At 74.0% G+C, this 13,544-nt stretch carries 12 protein-coding genes; 4 read left to right on the plus strand and 8 right to left on the minus strand.

Annotated elements, in window-relative coordinates:
- Nucleotides 1-21: 21 nt before the first annotated feature.
- Nucleotides 22-690, plus strand: coding sequence for a peptidoglycan-binding domain-containing protein (locus tag OIE49_RS34080; protein ID WP_326805655.1), 669 nt, complete (start codon nucleotides 22-24; stop codon nucleotides 688-690).
- Between the two features lie 219 nt (nucleotides 691-909).
- On the opposite strand, the gene OIE49_RS34085 is transcribed toward OIE49_RS34080, so the two are convergent.
- The 4 genes from OIE49_RS34085 to OIE49_RS34100 all read right to left on the minus strand — a co-directional run bounded on the left by OIE49_RS34085 (nucleotide 910) and on the right by OIE49_RS34100 (nucleotide 5,827).
- Entirely contained in the window at nucleotides 910-3,285 is a 2,376-nt protein-coding gene (locus OIE49_RS34085) for a SpoIIE family protein phosphatase (RefSeq protein WP_326806409.1), read from the minus strand.
- Nucleotides 3,286-3,428: 143 nt separating this feature from the next.
- The gene (locus OIE49_RS34090; protein WP_326805656.1) at nucleotides 3,429-3,803 is read right to left on the minus strand and encodes a hypothetical protein; all 375 of its coding nucleotides are present in this window, start codon (nucleotides 3,801-3,803) and stop codon (nucleotides 3,429-3,431) included.
- 283 nt (nucleotides 3,804-4,086) lie between these two features.
- The gene (locus OIE49_RS34095; protein ID WP_326805657.1) at nucleotides 4,087-5,010 is read right to left on the minus strand and encodes a MurR/RpiR family transcriptional regulator; all 924 of its coding nucleotides are present in this window, start codon (nucleotides 5,008-5,010) and stop codon (nucleotides 4,087-4,089) included.
- 157 nt (nucleotides 5,011-5,167) lie between these two features.
- Nucleotides 5,168-5,827 (minus strand): nucleoside/nucleotide kinase family protein, encoded by a 660-nt coding sequence (locus OIE49_RS34100; RefSeq protein ID WP_326805658.1) that lies wholly within the window; start codon nucleotides 5,825-5,827, stop codon nucleotides 5,168-5,170.
- A gap of 105 nt (nucleotides 5,828-5,932) precedes the next feature.
- Between OIE49_RS34100 and OIE49_RS34105 the strand changes: the two genes are divergently transcribed.
- Both OIE49_RS34105 and OIE49_RS34110 read left to right on the plus strand, forming a co-directional pair.
- Complete coding sequence (locus tag OIE49_RS34105; RefSeq protein ID WP_326805659.1) at nucleotides 5,933-6,685, plus strand: beta-phosphoglucomutase family hydrolase; 753 nt, start codon at nucleotides 5,933-5,935, stop codon at nucleotides 6,683-6,685.
- A complete protein-coding gene (locus OIE49_RS34110) occupies nucleotides 6,682-9,027 on the plus strand; it encodes a glycoside hydrolase family 65 protein (protein ID WP_326805660.1) in 2,346 nt (781 codons plus the stop codon). The genes OIE49_RS34105 and OIE49_RS34110 overlap by 4 nt, the downstream gene beginning before the upstream one ends.
- Nucleotides 9,028-9,130: 103 nt before the next feature.
- On the opposite strand, the gene OIE49_RS34115 is transcribed toward OIE49_RS34110, so the two are convergent.
- Together OIE49_RS34115 and OIE49_RS34120 are read right to left on the minus strand one after the other, a co-directional pair.
- Complete coding sequence (locus OIE49_RS34115) at nucleotides 9,131-10,024, minus strand: M56 family metallopeptidase (RefSeq protein ID WP_326805661.1); 894 nt, start codon at nucleotides 10,022-10,024, stop codon at nucleotides 9,131-9,133.
- Nucleotides 10,021-10,404 (minus strand): BlaI/MecI/CopY family transcriptional regulator, encoded by a 384-nt coding sequence (locus OIE49_RS34120; RefSeq protein WP_326805662.1) that lies wholly within the window; start codon nucleotides 10,402-10,404, stop codon nucleotides 10,021-10,023. Before OIE49_RS34120 ends, OIE49_RS34115 begins: the two co-directional genes overlap by 4 nt.
- Before the next feature lie 283 nt (nucleotides 10,405-10,687).
- Between OIE49_RS34120 and OIE49_RS34125 the strand changes: the two genes are divergently transcribed.
- Nucleotides 10,688-12,184, plus strand: a complete 1,497-nt coding sequence (locus OIE49_RS34125; RefSeq protein WP_326805663.1) for a hypothetical protein — start codon at nucleotides 10,688-10,690, stop codon at nucleotides 12,182-12,184.
- 9 nt (nucleotides 12,185-12,193) lie between these two features.
- Here the strand turns inward: OIE49_RS34125 and OIE49_RS34130 are convergent, their stop codons facing one another.
- Both OIE49_RS34130 and OIE49_RS34135 read right to left on the minus strand, forming a co-directional pair.
- Complete coding sequence (locus OIE49_RS34130) at nucleotides 12,194-12,922, minus strand: phosphatase PAP2 family protein (RefSeq protein WP_326805664.1); 729 nt, start codon at nucleotides 12,920-12,922, stop codon at nucleotides 12,194-12,196.
- Nucleotides 12,919-13,521 carry a phosphatase PAP2 family protein gene (locus OIE49_RS34135; RefSeq protein ID WP_326805665.1) on the minus strand — a complete coding sequence of 201 codons (603 nt, stop codon included), beginning with the start codon at nucleotides 13,519-13,521 and terminating at the stop codon, nucleotides 12,919-12,921. Before OIE49_RS34135 ends, OIE49_RS34130 begins: the two co-directional genes overlap by 4 nt.
- Nucleotides 13,522-13,544: the final 23 nt, after the last annotated feature.

A 13,544-nucleotide genomic window follows, 5' to 3' on the forward strand; every position in this document is an offset into this window, starting at 1 on the left:
GCAGAGCGTGAGGAGTGCAGTGTGTCGACACCGCCCGGACACGGACAGCCGCACGGCGGGGATCCCCTGGAGCCGGTACGCGTCATCCGGCCCAGACGGACCGACGCCCTCGCCGACCTCATGCGGGAGTTCAGGGAGTACCAGCGGAGCGCCACCGACGGACCCGCCGAGGACGCGGCGACCGAGGAACTCCCGGCCGCGCCGGCCGGGAGGCCCGCGTCCCGCCATGTGCCGCTCCGGGAGCCGGCCGGAGCGGGGCGCTCACTGCGCTGGGCCGCCGTCGCGGTCGCCGTCGTCGCGGCCGCGCTGCTCGGTTTCGGCTGCGCCCTCCTGCTGGCAGCCCGGGGCGGGGCCGCCGGCACGGCGGCCCCGCCGCAGCCCTCCGTGACCGCCGCAGACCCGCCCGCCCGGGCCACGGCCCCCACCGCGGCCTCGTCGGCCGATCCGGACGGCCCCGGCACCCTGCGCGAGGGCGACAGCGGCCCGGACGTCACCGCACTGCAAGAACGCCTCCTGCGCATCCCGGACGTCTACCGCGACGGCTCCACCACCGGCCGCTACGACGACGAACTGAAGGAGGCCGTCGCCCGCTTCCAGCTCTGGTACGGCATCAGAGGCGACGAGACCGGCGTCTACGGCGACGACACCCGCCGCGCCCTGGAGTCCCGCACGACGGCCGACGGCGGATGAACACGACGACCGCGCGGCGGGCGGGGTCCTTAGGGTCTTTCGTTTGGATCAGGCCGGATCAGGGAGCGGGGTCTGGTGCCGTGCGTCGCAAGGCGGAGGAGGGCGGCAGGGCGGAGCCCTGCCAATCGACGACAACGCGGCTGGGGGTGCCCCCTGCTCGAAGAGCTTGGGGGAGCGGTGCCAGGGCCCGCGAGCCCGGCATGATCCAAACGAGGGGCCCTAAGCCGGCTGCGCGGGCACCCGGAGGTCGAGGACGCAGACGTCGTCGCGGCGTTCGCTCTCCAGCATCGAGGCCAGCAGCGACCCCAGCGCACCGGCCGGGTCGCCACGCCCAGCCGCGGCCGCCCCGGCGAGTCGCTCCAAGCCCTCCTGGATGCCCTCGCCGGGCCGCTCGACCAGGCCGTCGGTGTACAGCAGCAACCGGTCGCCCGGCTCCAGCCGGCACTCCGCCTCCTCGAACATCGGGGTCCCGGTCGCGCCGAGCAGGACACCGTGCGGACGGTCCAGGAAGCGCGGCTCGCCCCGGCGCAGCAGCAGCGGCGGCGGGTGGCCCGCCTGGGCCCACAGCAGACGGCGCTCGGCCGGCTTGTAGCGGGCCAGCACCATGGTGGCCGTGCGACGCGTGTCACGGGAGTGCAGCAGCAGGGTGTTCAGCCCGAGGAGCGCGTCCGTCAGCGCCGAACCGGTGAGGATCATGCCCTTGGCCGTGAAACGGAGCTGGGCCATGGTGGCCACCGCGTCGATGCCGTGCCCGGCGACGTCGCCGATCACGAACAGCGCGTCGCCGCCCGGAAGTTCGATCGCGCTGAACCAGTCACCACCGACGTGGATCCCCGACTGCGCCGGCAGATAGGCCACGTCGACCCGGAGTCCGGCCAGCCGCACGGGCCGCCGGGGAAGCGGCAGCAGCGCGTGCTGGAGCCGGCCCGCCAGCGTCCGCTCGGCCTGGAGGATGCCGTGCTGCGCCAGGATCGCCCGCTCGCTCTCCACCAGGGCGAGTTCGGCGCTGCGCTGCGCGGTGAGATCCTGCACGAAGCCGTGCACCTGGACCGGGGTGCCCTCGGCGTCCGGTACGGCCTCGGCGACGACCCGCAGATGCCGTACCCCGGCCGTCGTTCTGATCCGGAACGGCACGTCGAACGGCTTGCCCTCGCCGAGCAGTTCGCGCACCACCCGGGCGAGTGCGGGTTCGTCCTCGGGCATGGCGAGCTCCGGCAGTTCGGCCAGGCGGACCGGGCCGTCCCCGGGGTCGCGGTCGCACAACTCGTAGACCTGGTACGACCAGACCGCCTCCTGGGTGACCAGGTTCCAGGTGGCCCAGCCGAGGTGGCCCAGCCGCTGGATGTCCGCGAGGCGCTGCTCCTGGCGGTCGGAGGACTCGTGCCGCAGCCAGGTGACCACCAGGCCCTCGCCCAGCCGGGCGGCCCGCACCGAGTACATCGACAGTTCCTGGCCGCCCGGCCCCAGCTCCTGCCGCGCGAACGGCTCGCCCTCGAAGGACTCCCCGCCGCTCAGCGCGTCCAACCAGCCCTGCCACAGCGGCTCCCGGGCGACGGCCGGCCAGCACTCCAGGACCCGGCGGCCCACCAGTTCGCGTCCGCCCCGGCCGACCACGTCGACGGTCTGCGCCGTCGCGGCGTCGATGCGGTAGTCCTCGACCTCGCCCGACGGCGACCGCAGCGGGGTGAGCAGCAGCGTGGCGCCGGGCAGCGCGTCGAACAGGGCACGGACCACGGCCTCGGTACCGTCCCCGGCACCCGCCACGGCGGGCTCCGGCCGGGTGGCGAAGGCACGCAGCCGGCTCGCGCACAGCCGGGTCATTCCGCGCAGCAACTCCCGGACGTCCGGGGGGAAGGGGCCGTCTCGGTCGCGCAGCACACCGATGACGGCGTCCGCCGTGTCCCCCTGGAGCACGGGCAGCCAGGCACGGGTGCGCCACGGGCCGTCCGGACCCCCGATCGGCACGTACCGCTTGCTGTCCTCGGCGAGGTCCTCCAGCCACAGTTCCTCGCGGGTCTCCAGGGCGTGCCGGGCGGCCACGCCGCTGACCGGCGGAACGTGCCGCCACAGGTCGGCGAACGCGTCGTCGACGCCGGCGTGGCCGGTCAGCTCCAGACCTCCGGAGGGCAGCCTCCGGTAGATCACCACGGCGGCGGCGCCCACGGGCACGGCGACGTGATCCAGCAGACACTGGGCGAGATCCCGTGAGGTGCCGACGCGGACCAGAGCCCTGCCGAACACCGCGAGGACCCCCGAGCCGCCGTCCCCGTACGGAACATCCGCCCCGGTCTCGGCGGGGCCCGGCCGGGCGGCGGCGGGCGCGGGGTCCTCGGGTGCGGGTGCTCCCGGCTCGGCGTCGGCCGGATCCGGTCGGGACTCCAGGGCGCCGAGGGTGATCCAGCACTCTTCCATGAGCGTGTGGTCCGCGGTCTTGGAGCGTGCCAGCAGTTCCTCGTACGCGGCCTCCGCCCCGCAGCCGGTCAGCGCCATCAGCGCCCCCTTGGCCCGCTCCAGCACGGCCGAGGCCGCCGCCTGGTCCTGGAGCCGGTCGAGCTCGGCCCGCTGCCTTGCCACCACCTTGGCCAGCGCCGCCATGTCGGGGGCGGTGCCGGACTCCGCGGGAACGGCGGGTTCGCTGGTCACGCGTCGAGCATCGCACATACCGGCCGGTCCGATCACCGGATTGCCGGCCCGTATTCACGGGGGATCCGGCGCCGGTCGAGCACGGCCGGGGCGTCTCACCGGTGCCCCGCGCGCTCCGCGAGTGCCTCCGTGACCACGCGGACGCCGCGCGCGATGTGCTGGAGTTGCAGCAGTTCGGCGGCGTACAGCTTGATCGTGTGCTCGATGACCGCTTCGGGCACACCGAGCCGGGGCAGCTCGGCGCGCGCGGTCTGCAGGGCGGTGCGGGCCACCCGGACCTCCTGCTGGACCTGTATCTGCGCATGCCGGGCGAGCAGGACGGGGTGGCGGATCAGCGCCGGGTAGCTGCCGTAGCGCGCCGGGACCAGTTCGCGGAGCCACTTGGCCGCGGAGCGTTCCCAGTCGTAGCTGCCGGGGGTTTTGACCTGGCGGGGCCAGTCCGGGCCGAGGCGCGTGGTCGTCTGGGTCATGGCATCGCTTCCGGTGTGCGGCGTCGTGCAGGGGTGGGACGACGACGGGGTGGGACGACGAGGTGAGCGGCCCCGGCCTAGGGGAGGGCCGGGGCCGCCGCGGGCGCTCGCGCAGGCGATGCCCGACCCGGCACCCCATGTGCCGACGCCGGTGGGAGACGGCGGCTCGGGGCCCGTGCAGGGTGGCGCACGTACCGGGGTTGGGCCGGGCCGTGATCCGTGAGCAGTATTTATATATGCCGTCCGCTTGGCAAGGAGTATGTAAACATTCATGCTCCACCGGTCAGTCCCGGAGGAAGAAGTCGTGCTGGTCGGCGATCTGCTCGTACTCCTCCAGCCGGGCCTGGGTCCGTTCCGGATCGGCGTCGGTCATGGCCTGGAGCAGCGCCGCGCACATCACTCCGGGCGCGGCGTAGGTGTCGAAGACCAGCCGGGGCCCGGTCCCGGTGGCGAAGGTGACGTCGGCCTCGTCGGCCACCGGCCCGAGCGCCAGGTCGGTGATCACGGCCACCTTGAGCCCGGCGTCGCGGGCCACCCGGACGGCGGCCAGGGTCTCGTGGGCGTGCCGGGGCATGGAGAAGGCCAGCACCCAGGTGCCGCCGGCCTCCCGGGCCTGCAGCAGCGTGTCGTAGGCGACGCTGCCGCCGCGGGTCACCAGCCGCACGTCCGGATGGATGCGCCGCGCCGCGTAGGCGAAGTACTCGGCGAGCGACGCCGAGATGCGCAGGCCGAGGACGGTCAGCGGGGTCGAGAGCGACAGCGCGCGGCCTGTGTCGATCACGAGACGGGGGTCGGCGAAGTCGCGGCGCAGGTTCTCCAGGTTCCCGATCTCCGCGTCGACGGCCGCCTGGAGTTCGTTGCTCCGGTCCTGCTCGGCCGCGCCCGGCCCGCCCGCCAGCGTCCGCAGCGCGAAGGACTGGAGCCTCTCGCGCAGCGCGGGGTAGCCGCTGAAGCCGACCGCCGCGGCGAACCGCGTCACCGACGGCTGGCTGACGCCGACCCGGTCGGCCAGCTCCGTGATCGACAGGAACGCGGCCTCGGTGATGTTCTCGATCAGGTACTGCGCGATGCGGCGCTGCCCGGGAGACAGATGGGGTCCGTCGAAGATCGTCCTGAGCTGGGACGCGGGGGCGGCCTCCGCCCGGGGCGCCGTCTTTCCCGAGGTGATCGCGGACGCCTGCGCGCGCGCCTGCTGCGGTGATGACACCGGCGCGCTTCCTTTGTCTCCCACAGAGCCCCAACATAGTCCAACGCGGCGCGGCCGCCGCCTCGTCGGGTGACCGGGAGTGGATTCGCCGCACGGCCGGGACCGGGCCGGTCGGGCGACCCGCCCGGGACTCGTTGGCGACCGGGACCGGCCGGGCTCAGGCCGCCCGCCTGCCGGGCGGCAGGGCCGACGGCGGCACGATCAGGTCGGCGCGGGACCGGGTCGCCGTGACCAGGTCGGCGTTGCGCTGGTCGGTGCCCAGGACCCAGGCCACCGCCTCCTGGTGCGACTTGCCGAACTCCTCGTGCCGGGCGACCAGGCGGCGTACGCGCTCCGGCTCGTCGAGTTCGCAGAACCACACCTCGTCCAGGCGGGGCCGCACCCGCGCCCACAAACCGGTGTCCAGCAGCAGGTAGTTGCCCTCCGTCACCACCAGCCGGGCCGACGGCGGCACCGGGACGGTGCCCGCGACGGGCTGCTCCAGGACGCGGTCGAAGCCGGGCGCGTACACCGTCTCGTCCGTCTCCTCGCGCAGCCGCCTCAGCAGCGCCGCGTACCCCGCCGCGTCGAAGGTGTCCGGCGCGCCCTTGCGGTCGCGGCGGCCGAGCCGGTCGAGTTCGGCGTCGGCGAGGTGGAAGCCGTCCATGGGCACGTGCGCCACCCAGGGCTCCCCGTCCGCGTTCAGCGCCCGCACCACGTGCTCGGCCAGGGTCGACTTGCCGGCGCCGGGGCTGCCCGCGACCCCGAGGACCGTTCGGTGTCCGGCACGGGGCAGGGCCCGGGCGCGGGCCAGGAGGTCGTCGAAGGTCAGCGGCACACGGCACAGTGTGTCACCCGGTCGGCGGGAACGGATGGGCACAACATGGGCCGGATGTGGCACTCGACACCCTCTCGAAGCCGCGATGCGGGGAAAGGTGCCTTTATGACAGAGCTCGGTCTGCCCGAAGACATCACCGTCTGCCTCTTCGACCTCGACGGGGTGGTCACCAAGACGGCCGTGGTGCACGCGGCCGCCTGGAAGGAGACGTTCGACGCCTTCCTGCGCGAGCGGGACGGCGCCGGCTTCCGGCCCTTCGACCCGGTCGTCGACTACGACGAGTACGTCGACGGCCGCCCGCGCGCCGACGGGGTGCGCACCTTCCTCGCCTCGCGCGGCATCGAACTGCCCGAGGGCGAGCCCGACGACCCGCCGGACGCCCGGACGGTCAACGGGGTCGGCAACCGCAAGAACGAACTCGTGCTGGAGAAGATCCGTACCGAGGGTGTGGAGGCGTACGAGGGCACCCTGCGCTACATCGGGGCCGTGCGGGCCAAGGGCCTGCGGACCGCGATCGTGTCCTCCAGCGCCAACACCCGGGACGTCCTGCACTCCATCGACGCCGAACGCCTCTTCGACGTCCGTATCGACGGCGTGGTCGCCCGTGAACGCGGCCTGCCCGGCAAGCCCCATCCCGACACCTTCCTGGCCGCCGCCCGCGACCTGGGCGTCGACGCCGGGCGGGCCGCCGTCTTCGAGGACGCTCTGGCCGGCATGGAGGCGGGCCGCTCGGGCCGTTTCGGATACGTCGTCGGCGTCGACCGCGTGGGCCAGCGCGACGCGCTGTACGCGCACGGCGCCGACGTGGTCGTCAAGGACCTCGCCGAACTTCTCGGCGTGGGAGGAGGAACCGCGTGATCACCCACCGTTCGTACGCCGTCGAGCCGTGGACCGTGCGCGAGACGGAACTCAGCCTCGACGTCCTCGCCCAGAGCGAGTCCGTCTTCGCGCTGTCCAACGGGCACGTCGGCTGGCGCGGCAACCTCGACGAGGGCGAACCGCACGGACTGCCCGGCTCCTACCTCAACGGCGTGTACGAGGTGCATCCGCTGCCGTACGCGGAGGCCGGCTACGGCTACCCCGAGTCGGGCCAGACGCTCATCAACATCACCAACGGCAAGGTGCTGCGGCTGCTCGTCGACGACGAGCCGTTCGACCTGCGCTACGGCCGGCTGGTCTCGCACGAGCGCACCGTCGACCTGCGCCGCGGGGTGATGGAGCGGACCTGCGAGTGGATCTCCCCGGCCGGTACGACGATCCGGGTGCGCTCCACCCGGCTGGTCTCCCTCACCCAGCGGTCGATCGCCGCGGTCGCCTACGAGGTGGAGCCCGTCGGCTCCCAGGCCCGCGTGGTCATCCAGTCGGAGCTGGTGGCCAACGAGCAGATGCCGCAGTCCAACGGCGACCCGCGGGCGGCGATGGCCCTGGAGTCCCCGCTGGAGCCGGAGGACGACTTCGCCTCCGGCAAGCGGCTGCGGCTGGTCCACGGCACCCGGCACAGCGGCCTGCGGGTGGCCGTGGCCGCCGACCACGCCGTCTCCGGGCCCGAGCACACCACGGCCGACAGCGAGAGCCATCCCCACCTGGCCCGGCTCACGGTCACCTCCGTCCTCCAGCCGGGAGAGCGGCTGCGGGTGGAGAAGTTCGTCGCGCACGGCTGGTCCGGCGCCCGCTCCCTGCCGGCGATGAGCGACCAGGTCGACGCGGCTCTGGCGGCCGCCGCGCACGGCGGCTGGAACGGCCTGGTCGAGGAACAGCGGGCGTACCTCGACGACTTCTGGTCCCGTGCCGACGTCGAGGTGGACGGCGACGAGGAGATCCAGCAGGCCGTCCGCTTCGCCCTCTTCCACGTCCTCCAGGCCGGCGCCCGCGCCGAGGAACGGGCGATCGCGGCCAAGGGACTGACCGGCTCCGGCTACGACGGGCACGCCTTCTGGGACACCGAGATGTTCGTGCTCCCCGTGCTCACCTACTCCTCGCCCGACGCCGTGACCGAGGCGCTGCGCTGGCGCCAGAACACCCTGCCCGCCGCCCGGGAGCGCGCGGCCCAACTGGGCCTGCGCGGTGCCGCGTTCCCCTGGCGGACCATCGACGGCCAAGAGGGGTCGGCGTACTGGCCCGCCGGCACCGCCGCCTTCCACGTGAACGCCGCCATCGCGCACGCCGTGGTGCGCTACGTCGCGTCGACGGGCGACGAGGACTTCGAACGCGACACCGGACTCGAACTGCTGGTGGAGACGGCCCGGCTGTGGCGCTCGCTGGGCCACCACGACCACCACGGCACCTTCCACATCGACGGCGTCACCGGCCCCGACGAGTACAGCGCGATCGCCGACGACAACACGTACACCAACCTGATGGCCCGGGCGAACCTGCTGGCCGCGGCCGATGTCGTCGAACGCCATCCGAAGGAGGCCGAGCGGCTCGGCGCCGACGACGAGGAGAGCGCCACCTGGCGGGCCGCGGCCGAGGCGATGAACATCCCGTACAACGCCGAACTGGGCGTGCACGAGCAGCACGCCGGGTTCACCCGCTACCAGCGCTGGGACTTCGCGGGCACCCGCGCCGACCAGTACCCGCTGCTGCTGCACTTCCCCTACTTCGACCTGTACCGCAAACAGGTGATCAAGCAGGCCGACCTGGTCCTCGCGATGTACACCTGCGGCAGCGAGTTCGACGAGGAGCACCTCGCCCGCAACTTCGCCTACTACGAGCCGCTGACCGTTCGGGACTCCTCACTGTCGGCCTGTGTGCAGGCCGTCATCGCCGCGCGGGCGGGCCATCTGCGCCTGGCCTACGACTACGCGGCCGAGGCCGCCCTCATGGACCTGGAGGACCTGGAGCACAACACTCGCGACGGGCTGCACATCGCCTCACTGGCCGGTACCTGGCTGGCGCTGGTGGCCGGGTTCGGGGGCACCCGCAGGGAAGGTGAGGAACTGTGGTTCTCGCCGCGGCTGCCGGAGAAGTTCAGCCGCCTCGCCTTCTCCGTTCAGTTCCGCGGCCGCCGGCTGCGCGTGGAGGTCACCCAGCAGAGCGCCACGTACTCGCTGCTCGACGGGCCGACCATGACGATCCGTCACCACGGCACCCCGGTCATGCTCCGACCGGGCGCCGCCACGGCGCGCCCGCTGCCGCCGCCGAAGCACCTGCCGGCCCCGGAACAGCCCCCGCACCGCAAGCCCAACGCCCCCGGCTGACGCGTGCGCCGCCCGCCGTACGGTCGCTGCGGGCCCACGATCCCGTCGGTCTGCGGAAACCGTCGGCCCGGGGAACGCCGTCGGCCGCGGGAGCGCCGTCGGGCTACGGCACGATGTGCGCCAGCAGGCGCAGCAGGTCGCCCGTGGCGTCGGCGGCGCCCAGGGCGGTCAGTGCGCCGAGGGCGAGAACGGCCGCCGCGACGGAACGCAGGTGCGGCGGCGGGGCGGACTGGAGGGCCGCGATACGCCGGGTGACGGCGCGGTCGGTGAAGCCCAGCCCGCACGAGGGCTCCGCCCGCCCGGCCGTGAGTGCCGCGCGGGCGAGCGCGCGGGCGGTGGTGGTGCGGTCGCCGACCGCCGCGGCGGCCCGCTCGTCCGCCCAGCGCTCGACGAGGAAGGCCACCTCGTCGCGCACCGGCCCGAGCAGTGGGTTGGCCGCGAAGGCCAGCGTGGCCGCGGTCACCAGCAGCGCGTGCCGGTGCGCCAGATGGGCGCGCTCGTGGGCGAGCAGCACCCGGCGCTCGACGGGTTCCAGCGCGCGGAGCATCGCCGCGGTGACCAGGATCCGGCCCGGTGAGCCGGGAATGGCGAACGCCCGCGGCACGGGCGAGGCGGCGACGACGAGTTCGGTGTCCCCGGGCTGCCCCTCGCACAGCCGCCGCAGTGCGCGGCGCGTGGTGTGCTCGGCGCGGACGGCCCGCCACAGCCGGTGGGCGATCAGCACGAGGGCCGGGCAGGCGGCGATCCCGATCGCCTCGGGCACCGGCTCCGGGACCGGGTGGCCGGCCGCCCGGGCCCCGGCGACGAACGGCGGGGCGTCGTCGAGGAGGGTGGCGGCCAGCAGGACCAGGGACCAGACGGTGGCGGCGGCCGACACCGCGGCGGCGACGGTCAGCACGCGCGCTGCCTGGGCCGGAGCCACCCGCCGGCCGACAGCGGGGCTGATTGCGGCGAGCAGCACGGACAGCGCCAGGGGGGTGTAGACGTCGACCGTCACGTGGCTCCCCCGGTGAGCAACTCACGCAGGGCCCGCTCCTCCTCGGGGCTCAGCCCGGTCACGAACTGCTGGAGGGCGGCGATCGGATCGGGGCCCCGGTCCAGGGCGTCGTGCATCGCCTGGGCGGTCAGCTCGGCCGCGTTCTTGGCCGGCCGGTAGGCACCCCGCCGCCCGTCCACCTCGCGCAGCACAAGGCCCTTGTCGTACAGGCGCTTGAGGATGGTGTGCACGGTGTTGTAGGCCAGGCCTCCGCCGATCTCCAGCTGGATCTCGGCCGGGGTGAGCGGGTGGTCCGTGGACCACAGAGCCGCGAGGACCTCGCTCTCCAACTCGCCCGGACTGCGCCGTTCCACCCTGCCGTGAGGCCCTCTTCCAGCCATGCCCTCAACCTTACAGCGCGTAGGGGGTTCAGGCGTCCGGCGGCGTCCCGCACGGCACGTGGGCGCGGCGCGGGTTAGTTTGTCCCTGATTCCCCCGATGCCATGGCTGTTTCGCTGATGTCGACCCCGTTCTCCCGTTCTCCCGTTCTCCCATTCTCCCGTTCTTCCGTTGTCCTACTCGTTTTTCTCTGACGTCCCACCTGGTTCCTGCTTACCTGGTTCCGCGCCGCGGCGCGGAACGCGGGGAGTCCGAAACCCCGCGGTACGGGGGTGAGGGATGGAGATGGCCGACAGTACGCACGCCATACCCGCCGGGACGCGGCGCGCCGGACCGAGACCCGGCCCGGTCCGCGTCCGCCGGGCCCGCGGCGACACCCTCGTGGCCGCCGTGGCCGCCGTCTTCACCCTCGCCCAACTCCTCCTGGTCCGCCCCGCCATGGGCCTCGGCTGGGACGAGTCCATCTATGTCAGCCAGGTCAGCGCCCACGCGCCGGCCGCCTACTTCAGCGCCCCGCGCGCCCGCGGCGTCTCGCTGCTCGTCGCGCCGGTCGCCTCCTGGTCGTCCTCCACCGAGCTGCTGCGCGTCTACCTCGCGGTACTCTCCGGGCTCGCCCTGTACTTGGCGTTGCGCGTGTGGCGGCACATGTTCGGCTCCGGCGTCCTGGCCCTGGCCGGCGCCCTGTTCGCCTCCCTGTGGGTGACGCTGTTCTACGGTCCGCAGGCCATGCCCAACTACTGGGTCGCCATCGGCGCCCTCGCCTGCGCGGGCTGCTTCCTGCGCGCCCGGGCCGACCCGCGGGACCACGCCGCACTGTGGGGCCTGTCGGGCGGCGCCGCCCTCATGGCGCTGATGCGTCCCATGGACGCCGTCTGGGCGGTCCTGCCCCTGCTCGTGCTCGCGCTGCTGGAGCGGCACGGGAAGCCGCTCGCCGCGCTGCTCGCCGGACTGGCCGCCGGGTCCGCCGAATGGGTGATCGAGGCATTCGTGAGCTACGGCGGCCTGTTGCAGCGGCTCTCCGACGGCTCCGCCATACAGGGCGGCCTGGGCTGGCACTTCGCGGTGGCCGACCAACTGCGCAGCCTGGGCGGTCGCGCGCTGTGCCGGCCGTGCACCGGAGCGCAGCCCAACCCGGCCGTCACCGCCTGGTGGTACGTCCTGCCGCTGCTCGCCCTGCTGGGCCTCGTCCTCGCCGTACGCGCCCGGCGGACCCCGCCCACGCTGATCGCGCTGGCCTGCGCCGCCACGGCCGCCTTCCCCTACCTGTTCCTGATCGGATACGCGGCCCCCCGCTTCCTGCTGCCCGCCTACGTCCTGCTCGCGCTCCCGGCCGCCGACGCACTCGTCCACCTCGTCAGGGCGCCGAACGGCGGATGGCGGCGCCTCGCCGTGTCCCTGGTCGCCCTCGGCCTCGCCGGGCACCTGGCCGTGCAGTACGCCGTCCTCGCCCACACGGTCCACCGCACCACGGCCGACCGCCGCGTCTGGTCCGGCACCGCCGCCACGCTACACGGCCTCGGGGTGCGCCCGCCCTGTCTGCTTGCCGGTGAGGAGGCCATACCGATCGCCTTCTACACCGGCTGCGGCTCCGCCTCGACCTCGGGCCCCAACACCAACAGCACCCCTGCGGCCATCGAACAGGCCGCCCGGCGCCTGCCGGTCGCCGCCCTCACCACGGCTGACGGCACCCCACCGGCGTACGCCCGCACCTGGCCCTCCCATCGCTACGGCGACCTGCGCCTGTACGTCGCCCCTCGAGGGCGCGAGAGCAGCGGTCTCTGAGGCCGGATGTCACGCGGGGTGCGATCGTCCTCCATCCCCCGGGCCCCGGCCCGCATGCTCCGCCGCCGGTTCTCCGGCTCTCCTCGCCAGGCCGGACACGAAGCCGGCGGGCAGCCACCGGGCCGCCGCTCCCAGGCACAGCCCGAGCCAGCCCGCGGCGAACAGCCAGCCGCCGATCACGTCGGTGAGCCAGTGGACCCCGAGGTACACCCGGGTCAGCCCCACCAGCGCGCCCCAGCAGCCGACGACGAGACAGCCCGCCGTACGGCCGTGCGGGGCGCGTACGGTCACCGCCAGGATCACCAGCCCGGCGGTCAGTGCCGAGGTGGTGGTGTGCCCGGACGGGAACGACCAGCCCGAGGCGTGGGCCGCCCAGTCCTGCCGCGGTGGACGCGGCCGGGCCACCAGCTCCATCACGCCGTACCGCACGGCCTGCCCCGCCAGCAGGCAGCCGAGTCCGAGAGCGGCCGCCGCCGTACGCTGCCGGACCGTGCGGCCGACGGCGAGGCCGGCCAGCGCGACGAGCAGGTACGGGACGGCACCGGTCCCGGTGGCGGTGAGCCCGCGGGCAACCGCCACCGCCACCGCCGGGCGGTGCCCAAGGGACCAGGAGAGCAGCGTGCCGTCCACGGACAGGGGACTGCCGTGGCCGGCGACGACCAGGCCGAGCACGGTGAACGCGGTCCAGGCGCCGAGCCCCACACTGCCCGCGAGGCCGGCGGTCTCCCGGGGCCTCATGCCACCAGCAACGGCCGCAGCCGGGTCGCGGCCAGGCGCCGGGCGAGTGTCTCAGGCCGTCGGAGCAGCGCCTTCATCACCACGTAGGCCACGAGGGCGCCGGTCACGAGCCCGGCCGCCACGTCGTGCGGATAGTGGGCGCCGACCCAGACCCGGGAGGCGGCCATCGCGACGGCGGCCACGCAGGCGACCGCGCCGAGCCGGCGCGAGATCACGAGCAGCGCCACCGCGGCCGCGGCGGCGATCGCCGCGTGATTGCTGGGAAAGGACCAGTCGGTGCGGGCCGGACAGGACTCCAGGGTGACCATGTGCAGCGTGCGGCACGGGCGTATCTCGTGCACGAGCAGCTTCACCAGCGAGTTGACGCCATAGGCGAGGACCACGACGAGCGGCACCGCCAGGGCCGCGACCGCCGCCCGGGCACCCACCCGGCGTGAGCGCCACCAGGCCGCCGCCATCAGCACGGCGAACACGGCCAGGCCGTAGGCCGACCACGCCGTCACCATGTCGTTCCACCATGCGGGGGAGCGGCGGGCCAGCTCCACCACGTACGAGTACAGGGAGCCGTCGATGGACGAGCCCGACAGGGCGAGGATCATCCGCGCGCCTCCTTGTTCTTCGT

Origin of the sequence: Streptomyces sp. NBC_01788, assembly GCF_035917575.1 — a bacterium.
GTDB lineage: Bacteria > Actinomycetota > Actinomycetes > Streptomycetales > Streptomycetaceae > Streptomyces.

What these genes read in the sequence shown, in the direction of transcription:
- OIE49_RS34105 (WP_326805659.1), top strand. Translation starts at nt 5,933, where the DNA reads ATGACAGAGCTCGGTCTGCCCGAAGACATCACCGTCTGCCTCTTCGAC.
- OIE49_RS34130 (WP_326805664.1), bottom strand. Translation starts at nt 12,922, where the DNA reads ATGAGGCCCCGGGAGACCGCCGGCCTCGCGGGCAGTGTGGGGCTCGGC.
- OIE49_RS34120 (WP_326805662.1), bottom strand. Translation starts at nt 10,404, where the DNA reads ATGGCTGGAAGAGGGCCTCACGGCAGGGTGGAACGGCGCAGTCCGGGC.
- OIE49_RS34135 (WP_326805665.1), bottom strand. Translation starts at nt 13,521, where the DNA reads ATGATCCTCGCCCTGTCGGGCTCGTCCATCGACGGCTCCCTGTACTCG.
- OIE49_RS34085 (WP_326806409.1), bottom strand. Translation starts at nt 3,285, where the DNA reads ATGGCGGCGCTGGCCAAGGTGGTGGCAAGGCAGCGGGCCGAGCTCGAC.
- OIE49_RS34125 (WP_326805663.1), top strand. Translation starts at nt 10,688, where the DNA reads ATGGCCGACAGTACGCACGCCATACCCGCCGGGACGCGGCGCGCCGGA.
- OIE49_RS34090 (WP_326805656.1), bottom strand. Translation starts at nt 3,803, where the DNA reads ATGACCCAGACGACCACGCGCCTCGGCCCGGACTGGCCCCGCCAGGTC.